This window comes from Acinetobacter sp. YH12151, from assembly GCF_013418355.1.
Lineage (GTDB): Bacteria > Pseudomonadota > Gammaproteobacteria > Pseudomonadales > Moraxellaceae > Acinetobacter > Acinetobacter pseudolwoffii.
Window position 1 is genome coordinate 76,413 of the sequence record NZ_VPCG01000006.1, and the last position, 15,850, is coordinate 92,262.

General features: G+C 42.5%; 14 protein-coding genes. 8 read left to right on the forward strand and 6 right to left on the reverse strand.

Annotated features, from left to right (window positions below; all coding sequences use genetic code 11):
- Positions 1–36: 36 nt before the first annotated feature.
- A complete protein-coding gene (catC, locus tag FTU82_RS03660; RefSeq protein ID WP_005170825.1) occupies positions 37–327 on the reverse strand; it encodes a muconolactone Delta-isomerase in 291 nt (96 codons plus the stop codon).
- Between the two features lie 15 nt (positions 328–342).
- On the reverse strand, positions 343–1,452 hold the full coding sequence (locus tag FTU82_RS03665; RefSeq protein WP_005170827.1) for a muconate/chloromuconate family cycloisomerase: 1,110 nt from the start codon (positions 1,450–1,452) through the stop codon (positions 343–345).
- Positions 1,453–1,567: 115 nt separating this feature from the next.
- Here FTU82_RS03665 and FTU82_RS03670 point away from each other — a divergent pair, with 115 nt between their 5' ends.
- From FTU82_RS03670 to FTU82_RS03680, 3 genes are all read left to right on the forward strand, one after another.
- Positions 1,568–2,479, forward strand: a complete 912-nt coding sequence (locus FTU82_RS03670; protein WP_005096953.1) for a LysR family transcriptional regulator — start codon at positions 1,568–1,570, stop codon at positions 2,477–2,479.
- A 230-nt stretch (positions 2,480–2,709) separates the two neighbouring features.
- Positions 2,710–4,083 carry an aromatic acid/H+ symport family MFS transporter gene (locus FTU82_RS03675; protein ID WP_180076334.1) on the forward strand — a complete coding sequence of 458 codons (1,374 nt, stop codon included), beginning with the start codon at positions 2,710–2,712 and terminating at the stop codon, positions 4,081–4,083.
- A 108-nt stretch (positions 4,084–4,191) separates the two neighbouring features.
- Positions 4,192–5,517 (forward strand): DcaP family trimeric outer membrane transporter, encoded by a 1,326-nt coding sequence (locus FTU82_RS03680; protein WP_180085385.1) that lies wholly within the window; start codon positions 4,192–4,194, stop codon positions 5,515–5,517.
- Positions 5,518–5,563: 46 nt separating this feature from the next.
- Here FTU82_RS03680 and FTU82_RS03685 read toward each other — a convergent pair whose 3' ends face one another.
- Positions 5,564–6,985 carry a PLP-dependent aminotransferase family protein gene (locus tag FTU82_RS03685; protein WP_180085387.1) on the reverse strand — a complete coding sequence of 474 codons (1,422 nt, stop codon included), beginning with the start codon at positions 6,983–6,985 and terminating at the stop codon, positions 5,564–5,566.
- Between the two features lie 471 nt (positions 6,986–7,456).
- Between FTU82_RS03685 and FTU82_RS03690 the strand changes: the two genes are divergently transcribed.
- The 4 genes from FTU82_RS03690 to FTU82_RS03710 all read left to right on the forward strand — a co-directional run bounded on the left by FTU82_RS03690 (position 7,457) and on the right by FTU82_RS03710 (position 12,221).
- Positions 7,457–9,094 carry a long-chain-fatty-acid--CoA ligase gene (locus FTU82_RS03690; protein ID WP_180085389.1) on the forward strand — a complete coding sequence of 546 codons (1,638 nt, stop codon included), beginning with the start codon at positions 7,457–7,459 and terminating at the stop codon, positions 9,092–9,094.
- Between the two features lie 297 nt (positions 9,095–9,391).
- Positions 9,392–10,414 carry a flavin reductase family protein gene (locus FTU82_RS16025; RefSeq protein ID WP_005096945.1) on the forward strand — a complete coding sequence of 341 codons (1,023 nt, stop codon included), beginning with the start codon at positions 9,392–9,394 and terminating at the stop codon, positions 10,412–10,414.
- Positions 10,415–10,445: 31 nt separating this feature from the next.
- Entirely contained in the window at positions 10,446–11,612 is a 1,167-nt protein-coding gene (locus FTU82_RS03705) for an acyl-CoA desaturase (RefSeq protein WP_180085391.1), read from the forward strand.
- A gap of 258 nt (positions 11,613–11,870) precedes the next feature.
- Positions 11,871–12,221 (forward strand): hypothetical protein, encoded by a 351-nt coding sequence (locus FTU82_RS03710; protein WP_074382760.1) that lies wholly within the window; start codon positions 11,871–11,873, stop codon positions 12,219–12,221.
- A 69-nt stretch (positions 12,222–12,290) separates the two neighbouring features.
- Here FTU82_RS03710 and FTU82_RS03715 read toward each other — a convergent pair whose 3' ends face one another.
- Entirely contained in the window at positions 12,291–13,001 is a 711-nt protein-coding gene (locus FTU82_RS03715; protein WP_005096941.1) for an HAD family phosphatase, read from the reverse strand.
- A gap of 282 nt (positions 13,002–13,283) precedes the next feature.
- On the opposite strand from FTU82_RS03715, the gene FTU82_RS03720 reads away from it, so the two are divergent.
- Positions 13,284–14,177: a LysR family transcriptional regulator gene (locus tag FTU82_RS03720; RefSeq protein ID WP_005096940.1), complete on the forward strand. Its 894-nt coding sequence runs from the start codon at positions 13,284–13,286 to the stop codon at positions 14,175–14,177.
- Here the strand turns inward: FTU82_RS03720 and FTU82_RS03725 are convergent.
- Together FTU82_RS03725 and FTU82_RS03730 are read right to left on the reverse strand one after the other, a co-directional pair.
- Positions 14,166–15,167 (reverse strand): CmpA/NrtA family ABC transporter substrate-binding protein, encoded by a 1,002-nt coding sequence (locus tag FTU82_RS03725; RefSeq protein ID WP_005096939.1) that lies wholly within the window; start codon positions 15,165–15,167, stop codon positions 14,166–14,168. The genes FTU82_RS03720 and FTU82_RS03725 overlap by 12 nt on opposite strands.
- A gap of 10 nt (positions 15,168–15,177) precedes the next feature.
- The gene (locus FTU82_RS03730) at positions 15,178–15,756 is read right to left on the reverse strand and encodes an ANTAR domain-containing response regulator (RefSeq protein WP_159515756.1); all 579 of its coding nucleotides are present in this window, start codon (positions 15,754–15,756) and stop codon (positions 15,178–15,180) included.
- Between the last annotated feature and the right edge of the window lie 94 nt (positions 15,757–15,850).

Here is a 15,850-nt window from a genome sequence, read left to right on the forward strand (position 1 = left end):
GGGAATAACGTTATTCCCCAATTCCCATATTCTTAATTAGCTGTCGTCATCACGAATAGAAGAAGGGTGACGATTCAATGCCATCACTTCGATCTTCATATAGGGATAGAGTGGCAGGCCCTGAAGCAGGCTGTGCAATTCTTCATTGCTTTCAACATCAAAAATACTGATGTTTGAATACTGGCCAGTGATTCGCCAGATATGGCGCCATTTACCCTGACGTTGCAAGTCGTGGGAATAGGCTTTTTCAATGGCCTTGATTTCATTGGCCTGTTCCACTGGCATATCCTGTGGAATGTTCACGTCCATCCGTACATGGAAAAGCATGGGTATCTCCTCGAATTATTGACGACGCAAGTTGTCAATCTTGTTTTCATCCAACTCAATCCCCAGACCAGATCCTTTCGGAATCTCAAGTTCAAAGTTTTGATAGTTGAGTGGGGTTTTCAAAATATCTTCAGTCAGTAGCAAAGGACCAAACAGTTCAGTACCAAAAGCTAATGTTTCAAAGGTTGAAAATACATGTGCCGAAGCAATCGTGCCGACCGGACCTTCCAGCATGGTGCCGCCGTACAGATCGATTCCTGCAAGTTTGGCAATATTTCCGACTTCACAACCTTCGATCAGACCACCTGACTGGGCAACTTTCACTGCAAAAACAGATGAACCGTTTTGTTTTGCAATTTCATAGGCTGAATGTGGGCCCATTAAAGATTCGTCTGCCATGATGGCAATATCAAAACGTCGGGTGAGACGGCGCATTGCATCGAGGTTATCAATCGCACATGGCTGCTCAATCAGATCAACACCGCCGTCTTGCAGCAACTGAATTCCTTTAATGGCGTCTAATTCTGACCAGGCACGGTTGACATCGACACGAATCGAAATGTCTTTGCCCAGGGCTTTTTTAATCGCCAGCACATGCTCAACATCTTCTTCAACTGGACGGGAACCAATTTTGAGTTTGAAAATGTTATGGCGTTTTGCTGCAATCATTTTTTCTGCTTCAGCAATATCTTTTTCTGTATTGCCTGAAGCCAAGACCCAAAGCACTGGAATACTGTCACGTAAGCGGCCACCTAAGACTTCACTGAGCGGCTGCTGCATGCGCTGTGCCTGAATATCTAGCAGGGCAGTCTGAATCGCGCATTTGGCAAAACGGTTACCATTAATATTCTTTTTGATCGCTTGTAATGTTTGTGCAACATTTAAACCGGATAATGTCTTTAAAAGGGGGGCGAAATAAGTTTCAATATTGACTTTAACGCTTTCCGGGCTTTCATCACCATAACCTAAGCCGCCGATCGTCGTTGCCTCACCCCAACCGATATAACCATCTTCAGTGGTGATTTTAACTAAGACCAGGGTCTGGGTTTGCATCGTCGCCACAGCCATCTTGTGAGGGCGAATGGTCGGGATTTCTACCAGCAAGGTTTCAACTGACTTATACATAATACGGATTCACATTCTTGCTTTAATGCTTCGATTTGATATACCTTAAAAGAATAATGTTGATTGGTCTAAGATCGATTTAGCATTTTTTTATACTTTAAAGGTATTCTAGATCATGGAACTTAGACATTTACGCTATTTTGTTGCAGTGGTAGAAGAGCAAAGTTTTACTAAAGCGGCAGAAAAACTATTTATTGCTCAGCCTCCTTTAAGCAGACAGATCCAAAACCTTGAAGCAGAGCTGGATATTCAGTTATTTGAGCGTGGTAGCCGTCCATTGAAGACCACAGAAGCAGGTCAGTTCTTCTATCAGCACGCTGTTAAACTTTTGTCTAATGCGGAAGAAATTAAGTCGATGACCAAGCGCATCGGCATTGCAGATCGCACCATTACCATCGGTTTTGTTGGTTCTTTATTGTTCGGTTTACTGTCGCGTATTCTGTTTTTGTTTAAACAGCAGCATCCTTATCTCAAAATCGAGATGATGGAAATGAATACTTATGAACAGATTCAGGCCCTCAAAGAAGGCCGTATAGATGTCGGTTTTGGCCGCTTAAGAATCTCGGATCCGGCCATAAAACGAGTGTTGTTGCGTGAAGAGCGCTTGGTGGTGGCAGCACATGCCAGTCATGTCCTTGCTCAACGCGAGAGCCTGCATTTATCTGAACTGGTCGATCAGCAGTTGTTTTTATATCCGAATACGGGAAAGGCTAATTTTGCCACCCAGGTGCGCGGCATATTTTCTGAGTATGGATTAGAGCCTAAAAATCTGCGGATTGTACGCGAATTGCAGCTGGCACTCGGTTTTGTAGCGGCGGGAGAGGGTGTTTGTATCGCGCCGGAAAGTGCACAAAATATTAAATTGGCCCATCTCAACTTTATACCTTTAGCAGATGCATTTGCTGTGAGTCCTGTATTTATGGCCATGCGTAATATGGATGAAAGTGAATATATCCGCTACCTATTTGATGCTGTCTATCAAGTCTATGATCTTGAAGCATTAAAGTATGATCGTTCGGTGTTTTAAGTCTGATAAACCACTCAAACATGCACAAACAGGAACCGGATTTTTACAGGATGATGACTGCTGATCGAAAAATAATTCATGATTAAATAATATATTTTCCAGTTAATTTAACGGTTTAGCTTGAATCAGACTTTATAGGTATAAAGGCATGCCTATTCAGTTTTGGACATTAGCGTGCATCTTCTTCATTGTGGCTTTCATAAATTGAACTTCACAATCTGGAGGTGGAGATGTCTACAAATAAAGTGAATATAAATACGCTGATTGATGAAGCAAAGTTTACGCCCTTTCACTGGGGCGTATTGATCTGGTGCTTGCTGATCATTATTTTTGATGGCTATGATCTGGTGATCTATGGGGTCGCCTTGCCTCTGTTGATGCAAGAATGGTCATTAACTACAGTGCAAGCAGGTATGCTGGCCAGTACTGCACTGTTTGGTATGATGTTCGGTGCCATGACTTTCGGAACCCTGTCCGACAAGTTAGGCCGTAAAAAAACCATTATGATTTGTGTGGCTATTTTTAGTGGCTTTACCTTTATAGGTGCTTTTGCGACTTCACCGGTTGAATTCGGAATCTTGCGTTTCTTGGCGGGGTTGGGGATTGGCGGCGTCATGCCAAACGTAGTGGCCCTGATGACCGAATATGCGCCCAAGCGTATCCGTAGCACCCTGGTTGCCTTAATGTTTAGTGGCTATGCGATTGGTGGTATGACCTCGGCACTGTTGGGTGCATGGCTGGTACCGCAATATGGCTGGAAAATCATGTTCCTGTTAGCCGGTATTCCACTGTTGCTTTTGCCAGTGATCTGGAAATACTTGCCAGAATCACTGATGTACCTGACCAACAAAAATCAGACTTCCCAAGCGCACGATATTATTCAAAAAATATCTCCGGAACAGGTCATTACCCATGATACTCAATTTGTACTGAATGAAGTGCAGAAAGGTGATGAAGCGCCATTAAAAGCACTTTTCCAACAGGGCCGCAGTTTCAGTACGTTCATGTTCTGGCTAGCGTTCTTTATGTGCCTGTTAATGGTATACGCATTGGGCAGCTGGTTGCCAAAACTGATGATTCAGGCCGGTTACTCGCTTGGTGCCAGCATGATCTTCCTGTTTGCCTTAAATATTGGTGGCATGATCGGTGCAATCGGTGGTGGATATCTGGCAGATCGCTTCCATATCAAGAAAGTACTGACCATCATGTTCTTATGTGGTGCACTGGCCCTGATTCTGCTTGGCTTTAACAGTCCGCAATTCGTCCTATACACCCTGATTGCTGTGGCGGGTGCTGCAACAATTGGCTCGCAAATTCTACTCTATACCTTTGTTGCACAATATTATCCATCGACTGTACGTTCTACAGGCATGGGCTGGGCATCAGGTATTGGACGTATTGGTGCGATTGTTGGTCCGGTATTGACTGGTGCTTTATTAACCATGAATTTACCGCATCAAATGAACTTCTTTGCTATTGCGATTCCTGGTGTGATTGCTGCACTTGCGATTTTCCTGGTCAACTTAAAGACCTCAGTAGATGCGCAAGCCCTTGCAAGATCTAGCATGAAGCCAAATCCTGTGGCTGAGAACGCGACCCAATAAGTTAAACTTCAATTAATCAATATAATATCGTCAATGATATAGATCGCCATCGTAACGGGTGGTGATCTGTTGCTAGAATCTAGTCGAACAATAAAAAGCGAGTTTAGGATGAACACGACATTATTTACCCAAAAATCAATCAATAAGCCAACATTAAAACGTACATTATTGATGAGTATGATTGCAATGAGTATGGGCGGCATGGGCGTATCAGCTCAGGCGCAAACTGCACAAAACAGTCAGCAAGAAATCGAACAGCTCCGTCAGGAAGTTCAGGCCTTACGCGCATTGGTTGAGCAACAGCAAAAACAGACTGCGACATTAAATACCGCTGTACAAACTCAGCAAGCAGCAGCGGCATCTGCCAAACCTGTGATGAAACTTGCCAGCGGTGCTGAATTCAATCTTTATGGAAATGTCCGTGCCGATGCCTCTTATAAGGTTGACGGCGGTCCTATCGATTGGCCATATAACCAGATCAATAACGTGGCACTGGAAGGTACTGCCGGAAATAGTGACCGTTTAAGCTCGACTTTATCTGCAACGCGTTTAGGCATGGACTTTAAAGCACCTGTTGGTGCTGGGGATAAAGCGTTAAGCGGTAAAGTTGAAGTAGACTTTCTGAGTGGGGCTAACTTTGATAACTTACGGATCCGTCATGCTTATATGAGTTATGCCAATTGGCTGATCGGTCAAACCTGGTCAAACTTTGCTGTACCGGATTATATGCCAGAAACCATTGATGCAATGGCCTATGTTGGCGGTTCAGTAAAACGTTTTGCACAGGTTCGCCATACCACTGCTTTCAGTCCAACTACAAATTTGGTTCTTGCCGTTGAAGATCCAAAAGACAAAACACTAACTCAACGTCTGCCAGCTTTAACAGCGCGTTTAAATCATAAGTTTGCTGATGATCTTAATGTCAGTGCCCGTGCCATGGGTCATGAAAAACGTATTAATGAAGATGAAGAAATGGCGTGGGGTGTAGGACTTGGTGCAAAATATGAAGTTGTACCGGGTACTACCTTAAAAGCCGATTACTATCATGTTAAAGGTGATAGTAGCTTCGTTTCTTTCTCAAATACCGGTACTTTGAACACTGATGATGGGCTAAAACAAAGTGAATTTGACTCGATCACTGTGGGCCTAACCCAACAGTTCAATGACAAATTGCGTGGCACTTTGGGCTATGGCTATATGAGTTTTGATCAGGATGCTGGTTATATTGATGCTTTATCAGCAGATAATAAGACCAAAACTAACAAGGATCTTTGGCAAGCATGGGCAAACGTGTTCTATAGCCCAACCAAGCCTTTAAGTTTTGGTCTGGAATATGTCTATGGTGAACGTGAGGCAGTAGCTGCCGCTACACCAATTGGTAGTAAAACAGGCGAAGACAACCGAATTAATGCGGTTGCCATTTATAACTTCTAAAATATTGCTTAAACAGAATATTTAAGTTAAGAAAAGCGTGGCTGAATTAAGCCACGCTTTTGTTCTTTTGAAGAATAGTGTTTGCCAGCAGATTGACTGCATTTTCTATCTCGGTGGTCCATTCAAAAGAACAATTCAGGCGCATATAATGCTGACTGGCATGATCCGGTTTAAACAATAATGCAGGGGCGATTGAAATACCTTTCTGAATCAGTTGCTCATAAAGCACCTGTCCATCTAGACCATTTGGCAATTCGATCCAGAGAAAATAACCACTGGAATAATAGTAAATTTTACATGTAGGCGCTAAGCGGTTTTTGAGTTCCTGATAAAACTTCTTTTTATATTTTTCCAGATGATGTCTTAGCTGTCGTAAATGTTTTTCATAATGATGATGCGAAATAAATTCTACCAGCGTGTTCTGGAGTAAGGGACTGACCGTTAAAGTGCTCATGAGCTGCAAATGCTGAATGGCATCGGAAAATGGACCGGCATAGACCCAACCGACGCGTGCGCCCATGCCTAGTGTTTTGGAAAATGAAGCACAGTGCAGCACCATCTGATGCTGGTCAAAATATTTAACTGGTAGCGGTTTGGATGAACCATAATTCAACTCCTGATAAACATCATCTTCAATTAAATAGACCTGATACTCATACAAAAGTTCAGCAATTCTCTGTTTAATTTCCGAACTAACAGTAAAGCCAATCGGATTATGCGCGTTCAGCATTAGCCAGCACACCTTGATCGGATACTGTTTCAAAGCCTGTTCAAATGATGCTAGATCAAAACCGAATTGCGGATGCTCAGGGATAGTAATCACCTGTAGCCCCAAACGCTCGGCTGCCTGCCAGGCCCCATAAAATATGGTTTGTTGCAGCAGGATAAAATCACCGGGTTGGGTCAATGCCTGTAAAGACAGATTCAGTGCTTCTAGTGCACCGGATGTAATGACAATGTCATCTGCATGGCAAGCAATGCCTTGCAACTGGTAACGATTGGCAATCAGTTGGCGTAAATCCTGATTGCCAGGCGGCATATGATTCTGGTTGTTATAACTGCTTTTTCTTTTGGCCTGCTGCGCCAGAATCTGCATAAATTTGGCGTTATATAACAGCTCTGCATTGGGAAATGCGGAACCAAAAGGCACAATTTCTGCAGCTTGGATCGATTTTAAATAATTAAATACCACAGAGTTGATTTGAACTTTTGGGCTTAAACTAATCTGGATTGGTTGTTTGCTGTTGACCAGATCTGTAGAACGCTCTGCAACGTAATAGCCGGATTTATCTCTGGCATAAACCAGACCTTGCGCTTCAAGTTCCTGATAAGCATTGAGTACCGTCATCAGGCTATAGCCAGACAATTGGGTCTGTTCGCGGAGTGAAGGTAATTTTTCATGTACCCTCCATACGCCGTTTTCAATCATCTGACGGATATTCTGCGCCAGTTTTTCAGACTTATACATACACTTGCTTGAACTAAGACTGTTCTAATTATTTTGATTTATAGCATATTTCAAGATGCTCAATATAACAAATTAAGTTTAATGTGGTTGTCAGTCTATTTTCAAGCTGGCGTTCTATCGATCTGCTGTACTGTTCTTCTAAGATCAGTATCCAAGTAAATATTTCTATTCAAATGGGATGGTTGTATTAATCGGGTCGACATGAACTCAATACATGATCATTAAACTGAATATCAGGCCTCAACCTTTCTAGGGAAATTCTCTACCTCTCCATCAATCGTATTCTAATTTTTATACGCCTGAGTCACTTCTCTTAATTTGTCACAATTCGATACTTACAAATTCAGATTTACTTGCTAAATTCAGTCCACATGATGATAAAAACTATGTCACGGTCTTAGACCGCTCCATCATGTCTAGATAACAACGATACGAATACACGGACCAATAACAAGCACAAAGGAGTGGACAATGCTCGGAAATATGATGTTTCAGCCTTTACTGATCAGCAGCATGATTGAACATGCAGGACGCTATCATGCCGATACCGAGGTAATTTCCAAAAATACCGACACCAGCATTAAGGTGACCAACTGGGGCGAAATTCATCAAAACTCGAAACGTTTTGCCAAGGTATTGCAACAACTCGGCTTGGAAAAGGGAGATCGGGTTGCCACCATTGCCTGGAATAATCATCGCCATTTAGAGTCCTGGTATGCTATTTCTGGCAGCGGTCTGGTCTGTCATACCATTAATCCGCGCCTGTTTCCGGAGCAGCTGATTTTTATTATGAATGATGCGGCAGATCGTGTGGTCATCTTTGATAAAACATTTGTACCTTTAATCAAAGCGGTAAAACCGCTGCTGACCTCAGTCGAGCATTTTATCTGTCTGGATGCTGCCGATCCGAGCGTCACTGAAGCCATTCCAGAAGTACAATTTTATGATGATCTGATTTCCAGTCAACACACAGAATTTGAATGGCCAATCATTGATGAAAACTCAGCCAGTTCACTGTGCTATACATCAGGAACCACGGGCAACCCTAAAGGCGTGCTATATAGTCATCGCTCTACTGTATTACATAGCTATGCCATCATTTTACCGGACTCACTAAATGTCTCGGCTGCCGATATTATGTTGCCAGTGGTGCCGATGTTCCATGTGAATGCATGGGGCACGCCATACGCGGCGGCCATGGTGGGATGTACGCTGGTACTGCCGGGGCCAGGTCTTGATGGTGTTAGTCTGGTGAATCTGATTGATACGTATAAAGTTTCAGTGGCGCTTGGCGTGCCAACCATCTGGCAGGGTTTGATTGCCGCAGCAAACCAGTCAGGTTCCAAGCTGGAAAGTCTGAAACGTAATGTAATCGGAGGATCGGCCTGTCCACCGGCAATGTTACGAACTTTCAAAGAGCAGTTTAACTGTGAAACAATTCATGCTTGGGGCATGACGGAAACAGGTCCAGTGGCTACTGCCAATCAGCTCAAAGCCAAACATTTGCAGCTATCAGATGAAGAAAAACAGCAGATTCGTCTGTCTCAAGGCCGACCGCCATTTGGGGTTAGTGTACGTTTAACTGATGTAGAAAAATGTACGCATGAAATTGAACGAGATGGTGAAACTATCGGAAGTTTACAGGTGAAAGGGCACTGGGTTATTAATAAGTATTTCGGTAAGCAAGAATCTCCATTGACTGAGGATGGTTGGTTAGATACAGGGGATATTGGCACGCTGAATCAAGATGGTTTTGTAAAACTCAGTGACCGTTCCAAAGATTTAATCAAGTCTGGCGGCGAATGGATTTCATCGGTGGATCTGGAAAATATTGCCATGGGCCATCCGGAAATTGCGATGGCGGCGGTGATTGCCGCCCAGCATCCAAAGTGGGATGAACGTCCGGTATTGATTGCCATCAAGAAACCAGAGAGTCAAATTAGTGAAGCTGATCTTCTTGATTATTATCATGATAAAGTCGCTAAATGGCAGGTTCCAGACAGAGTGGTTTTTGTAGACTCAATTCCACTAAGTGGAACTGGAAAGATGCTGAAAAAAGATTTGCGGGAACTCTATGGCGCTATTCTCATGGAACAAGCAGCAGGCTAGAGTTTTACATTGAATCTGATAATCAAAGTGAATGATTGAAACTGACTTCTATACAGGAGTCAGTTTTTTATATAGAGTTAGCAGAATTAACAGATATAAAAATCCCTTTTTCTAAAAAACTACAGTTTCAGCAGATGCTTTTGCTTCATATTGTCCGACAAAAAGCTCTATTATGTTTGATAAGCACATAATTTGACCTGTATTGATATGGTCTGAATTATAAAACGCTTTATGCTGACAACATAATAAATAGACAGTTGTACATTAATATTACTGTCTGCGGATAAGGGGATAAAAATGACAAGTATGCCGACCTATCAGCCGCATTGGGTTCGTGAAGATTTCATTGATTTTATTGGTGAAAAAATCCATCCAACCTGGGCGTTTAAAAAAGTTAAAGCGGCCATTATGGGCATTCAGGCCATCAGTCCTGACTTTTTCAAGATTCACTTGCGCCCGAATCATAATTTTAAAGCCAGGTCATTTCAGGCTGGCCAGCATATTGCAGTAACAATAAGACTCGATGGTGTACGTCATCAGCGATATTATTCTGTGGTGACGGTATTAAAAAATGGTGATTTGATTATTGCGGTGAAACAGCAAGGCAAAGTGTCACGCGCCTTGAGCCAGATGCAAATCGGGGCTGTCATTGAAATTTCGCAGCCGCAAGGTGACTTTATACTGCAAAACTCTAGCCAGCCCACTTTATTTCTGGCATCCGGCAGTGGTATTACTGCAATATATTCCTTGCTGCAAAAAGCCGTGATCCAGTCCCTGGAACAGATCGACCTGATTTATTTTACTCGCGATGATGCCTTTCATGCTGAATTGAAAACCCTGGCTTTAATGCATCCAAACTTGAAATATCATCATTTTAATACACGGGAACAGCAACAGCATCTGAATCAAAGATTATTGCAAAAACTGGTGCCAGATGTTGCAGAACGAAAAATATATGCCTGTGGCTCTGCTGGGATGATGAAGGCTGCACTTAGAATTGTAGAAAAACTGGATTTGAAATCTAATTTTCATTCGGAATATTTCCAGATTGTGGTCGATGAAAAAATTAAGGCGCAGCCAGTACAGTTTTTAAGATCGCAGCAAGTGTTTCAGGCTCAGTCCAACTTGCTGGAAAGCGCTGAAAATTCAGGCCTGCGTCCTGCTCATGGTTGCCGGATGGGAATCTGTAATACCTGTTCCTGTACCAAAGTCAGTGGCTCGGTGCGTAATGTCCTGACCGGTGAGGTTGATCATGGCAATAACACCCAGATTAAACTTTGTATTTCCCAGGCGATGAGTCCAGTCGTTATTAATTTATAAGCCAGTATTAAACGAATAAAAAGGTGCTCCCATGAATATGCAAATTGATTTTAAACGACACAGTAAGTCGCAATTTCTCTGTCCTGAACAGATTGAGGAGTTTGGTGCTAAAGTCGATGCGATCCGCCGCGAGGTCATGGACGATCTGGGTGAAAAAGACGCCAATTATATTTATAAAATCCGTAATTTTGTCCGTTATAGCGAAATTGCATCCCGAGGCATGTTGATGTTTGCTGGCTGGTTGCCACCGGTTTGGCTGGCAGGGACAGGGCTGCTTGGCATCTCCAAAATTGTGGAAAATATGGAGCTGGGACATAATGTCATGCACGGTCAGTTCGACTGGATGAATGATCCGACCCTGAACGGAACCACCTATGACTGGGATACGATTTCCACAGGAGATGACTGGAAATATACCCATAACTATATTCATCATACCTATACCAATATTGTCGGGATGGATCATGATGTCGGTTATGGCCTGATTCGGGTCAGTGAATCCCAAAAATGGGAACCACGTTTCCTGTTGAATATTCCACTGGGCATGCAGTTAATGGTGTTTTTTGAATGGTATGTCGGCCTGCAACGCTTGCATCTGGAAGATGTGATTGCCTATAAAACCAAAACCTGGAAAGAAGTTTGGAAAGAAGCGGCTCCACTGCGTCAAAAAATGCGCCGTCAGGTGTTAAAAGATTATGTATTTTTTCCAGTGATTGCTGGCCCGAATGCCATTCCTGTGTTTGCCGGAAATGCCGTAGCCAATGTAATTCGTAGTCTGTGGGCGTCTGCAGTGATTTTTAATGGTCATTTTACGGAAGATGCTGAAACTTTTGAGATGGACAATACCGACAATGAAACCCGTGCTGAGTGGTATTTACGCCAGGTTCGTGGTTCGAGTAATTTTACCGGGACGGACTGGCTGCATATTTTGAGTGGTAATTTGAGCCATCAGATTGAACATCATCTATTTCCGGACATGCCAGCCAATCGCTATGCGCAGGTGGCGCCGAAAGTAAAAACGCTGTGTGCTGAATATGGTATTCATTATAATGAAGCGAGCTTTATAAAACAGTTTTCTACTGTTTGGGTGCGTCTGGCCAAATGTTCATTGCCGAATCACTGGACTGCACAGATTATTGAAAAAACCCACTCTGCTAAATCTGTATTGAGCCACTTTAAATCTAAAATCATGCCCTAATTTTTAATGTGTGGTATTCACCCGTTTGCTACGCCTCAATAGATTTACATGGTCTATTGGGGACTTTTTTGCTTTTTTGTCGTTTTAGTAGAAATTGAATCATCCATTTTTATGAATGAAGTATGGAGAGATATTTCAAAAAAATCACCAAAGAAAAACAGATACGGTACTGCTGAAACGCTTTGCCTACAACAACCTGCTTAAGCTCTAGAGGGTTGTCTCTATAATGGCCGCGTTGTCACACTCAAGGGCTCAGTTTTGAAATATCTTCAATTTTTTTCAGGCATCTCATTATTACTGCTTTTAACTGCTTGTAACCTCACAGAAGCACCAGCTCCAGATTATCAGGGAAACTGGAAAAATACGCTGGAAAATCCAAAACTTGAAAATGTATTGGTCATTTCGAAAAATGGTGAAAATTACTTCATTACCAACACCATAAAAGACAAAGAAACTGGTAAAACCGAAGAGAAAAATCCGATGCCGGCAGCAGTGAGCAAAAATGGCTTACTTCAGTTAAATGCAGGTGCAGGTATGGTTGATTTTGCAATCGATGAAAAAACAGGAAATCTGGTCGGTTCAGGCTCAGTCTATGAGAAAGCCAAATAACGTTTTCTTCTCAGGTCAGAGATCTGCAGAAAAAAATATCATGAAATACAATGATTCATGGCATTTTTTTTATTGGGCTAAACTTAATAACTCAGTAAAATCTTCTGCAAAATAATTTGCTTGGACCTTGATCAAATCTATTTCATGAACAGAGTATTGATCATAAACTGCAATCACATCGATTCCTGCATTGTTGGCCGCTTCAACGCCAATTAATGAATCCTCAATAATCAGGCAATCTGCGGCTTGCACCTGAAAATGCTGAAGGGCATTGAAATAGACTTCAGGATGCGGCTTGATGTTCTGCACATTTTCACGGGTCAAGAGCAGGGCAAAGTCATCATTAAAGCTGATTTTTTTGTTAATGTTTTGATTATTGTCCTGATAACGCTGCACATTGAACAAACTGGTGGTTGTGGTCAGGGCGATCTGAATCCCTTGTTGTTTCAGGGCTTGAATGAACCGTTCAGCATGTGGTTTTAGCTCGACCACATGATCGAGAAAATGCCGTGAAATTGCATAACGGCGGTTTTTTACTTCTTCTTTATTCGGCGCAAATCCATAAAGCGCTTTTAAATAAGCACAATATTCCAGATAGGGATCCGGCCGATGTTTAAATTTTTTGAGCTGAAGATCGCGCTGTTGCTGGATCTGACTTAAGTCGACTTCAATATTTGCCAACTCCTGAATCAGCGCAGCATCGACCTGATTCCAGACTCCCACAGAATCAATCAAGGTGCCATCCAAATCAAAACACACCAACTTTTTGCCTTGGAACATATGATATTTCTCTTAATTTGCATCGTTAATTCTGTGGGCTTGAGTATATAGCATGAAGCTTGCGTGTTTAAGTTGACCAAGGAAAAACAGAAGTGCATATTTACAACAGAACTACTTGTAACGAGGCTCCACATCAGAGAAAAGTAATTTTTAACACCACATGGAAATTGACTGATCCTAGAAATCGTTGCAAAGTGTTATATTTGAACATTGGCAATTGATAAAATGATGTCGATGATATCTTCGTCAAAATTATTAGAAAGTTAAAGGAAATGTGTTTCTGTGTTTGAACTTGACTGTAAATTGCTCAGTATTTTTTATTATGTCTATAAATTTAAAAACGTATCTCAGGCAGCTGATCATTTAGACATGAGCCAGCCAGCGGTGAGTAATCTGCTGAATAAAATTCGCCAGCATTATGGTGATCCTTTATTTTTACGTATTGGCAATGAAATGCTGCCGACAGATTTATCTAAGCAGTTGTTTCCCTTGGTCAGTGAAGCACTCAGTAAAGTTGAAGCGATTAATAATTTCACCATCAATTTTGATCAGGTCACTTCACAGCAACGTTTTACACTGGCGATGACCGATGTATCGCATCTGGTGTTATTGCCAAAAATTTCACAGTATCTCAAGCAGCATGCATCACATATCCGCCTGAATGTGCGTCCGATTACCTCGGAAACCAGTTATCAGATGGCCAATGGCGAGATTGATCTGGCTTTGGGCTTCTTGCCAAATCTGGAGAATGGCTTTTATCAGCAGAAACTGTTTGAACAGTATTATGTGGTGATCGCAGCGAAAGACCATCCGCGACTAACGGGTGACAGCATCACGACCGAAGAGTATTTACGTGAAACCCATATCGATATTGATGCCGGGATGGGGCATTACCATATTGAAAATGAATTGCTGAATCTGGAACTCAAGCGCGACATTCTAATGCGTCTGCCCAGCTATTTAGGCGTGGGACTGGTGGTACAGGAAACCGATGCGATTGCGACCGTGCCTTATTATTTGAGTGAAGTCCTGTTATCACGTGGCAATCTCAAGATTTTTGGGGCACCGATTGCTTTCCCGACCTATTCTGTAAAGCAGTATTGGCATATGTCCTGTCATCATAAAACCAGTCATCAATGGCTACGCAATATGTTGCATGAAATCTTAAGCAAATAGCATTTCAGCATACATGCATTGTGCTGCAATCTGCTTTTTCTCTATCTCAGAGATTTCGACACCATCCCATTTTTCAATCTGCTCGATTAACCAGATAAAATCGGCAAGCTGCGGTTTCGCACTTGCACCAACAAGATTGCGGATGATGTTTTGAATTTTATGATAGTCACAGACATGACGCTGTGCAGAGCATTCAAACTGGATAATCTGATAATCAACCAGCATGTCCCAAACTTGGGACAGATCAGCACGCTGTTTTAAATCCGTTTGGGCTTTCTGGACAGCATTGACCAAAGCCTTCACCGTGCATGGATGTAATTCTGCCCATTCCTGAGTCATGGCCAGAACCTTGTCGGCAACTTTAGGAATGACATTCTGGCTTGCAGCGACAATTAAACTATAGCCTTCAAGCTTGGCCTGAATATTCCAGGGTTCTCCCACACAAAAGCCATCAAAGACCTGTTCCGAGATTCCTTTTACCATCGAAGCTGGTGGTGAGGTCATGAGCTGAATCTTGTGGGCAATATTGACATCTGTCAGGGCTAACCATTCTTTTATACAATAATGATGAATTGAGTGCTTATAGACATAGGCCAGATTCATTTTCTGCTGTTGTTGCAAGGCCTGCACCAGTTTTTGAGAACTGCTTTTTTCATCATCTTCTGCATCAATTCCCAATTCATGACACAGATCTTGACGCAGGCTGATAAAAGCCTGATTCATGCTCAGTACCAACGGGGTTTGCAAAGCCACCTGTAACTGGTCTGTACCCAGAGCAGCAGCAGGTAGCATGGCGGACAAACAATGCGCAGCGTCCAGAAAGCCATAGGCCAGACGGTCTCTTAAACTGGACCAGGAGGCCTCCCGGATTAAGTTGATGGTTAATCCCTGTTCGGCAAAATAACCCTGTTTTTCGGCCCAGAGAATGGCCACACAATCAAGCAAAGGAATATAGCCAATATTGAGTTCAGTTTTTTCTAATGTGGACATATGCTTTTCCTTATTGGCCCAATAACAGCTTCTGTGCATCGAGCAGGCGTCTGGCCATTTCACCAATGGTAATCCGGTGACTCATGGCATTTTTACGTAATAAGGCAAAGGCCTGTTCTTCAGATAATGCATGCAGCTGGATCAGCAATGCTTTGGCTTTATCGATATCTTTACGGTCAATCAGCTTGTCTTGGGTTTCTTTTAAATCGTTCAGCAGCTTTTTATGCTTGCGGAACTGTTCAATTGATATTTCCAGAATGCTTTCTAATTTGCTGGGATCAATACCATCGACAATATAAGCCGTGATCCCGGCATCAATGGCACTTTTGATGGTGTCTTTATTGGAGTTTTGGGTAAACAACACGGTGGGAAGTTCATATTGGCTGACACAGCTTTCAATAATATCCCGATGCGGATGATCCATATTCAGCAGGATCACATCTGCATGAATACCCTTAACATGTACCATATTCAGGTCATTCAGGATTAAACAGGCCACCACCTGAAAATCATGTGAAAGTAAGGATTCCTGGATGAATTGGGCGCGCTCCAGATCATCATCAATAAGAGCAATTCGTAATTTGGACATGGAATATTTTCAAGTAAGGCCTAAGGAATATTCAAGCAGGAGTAAAGCAAAAAACATGCCATTAAATTGGTGCATAAAATTCTATTTTTCTGTT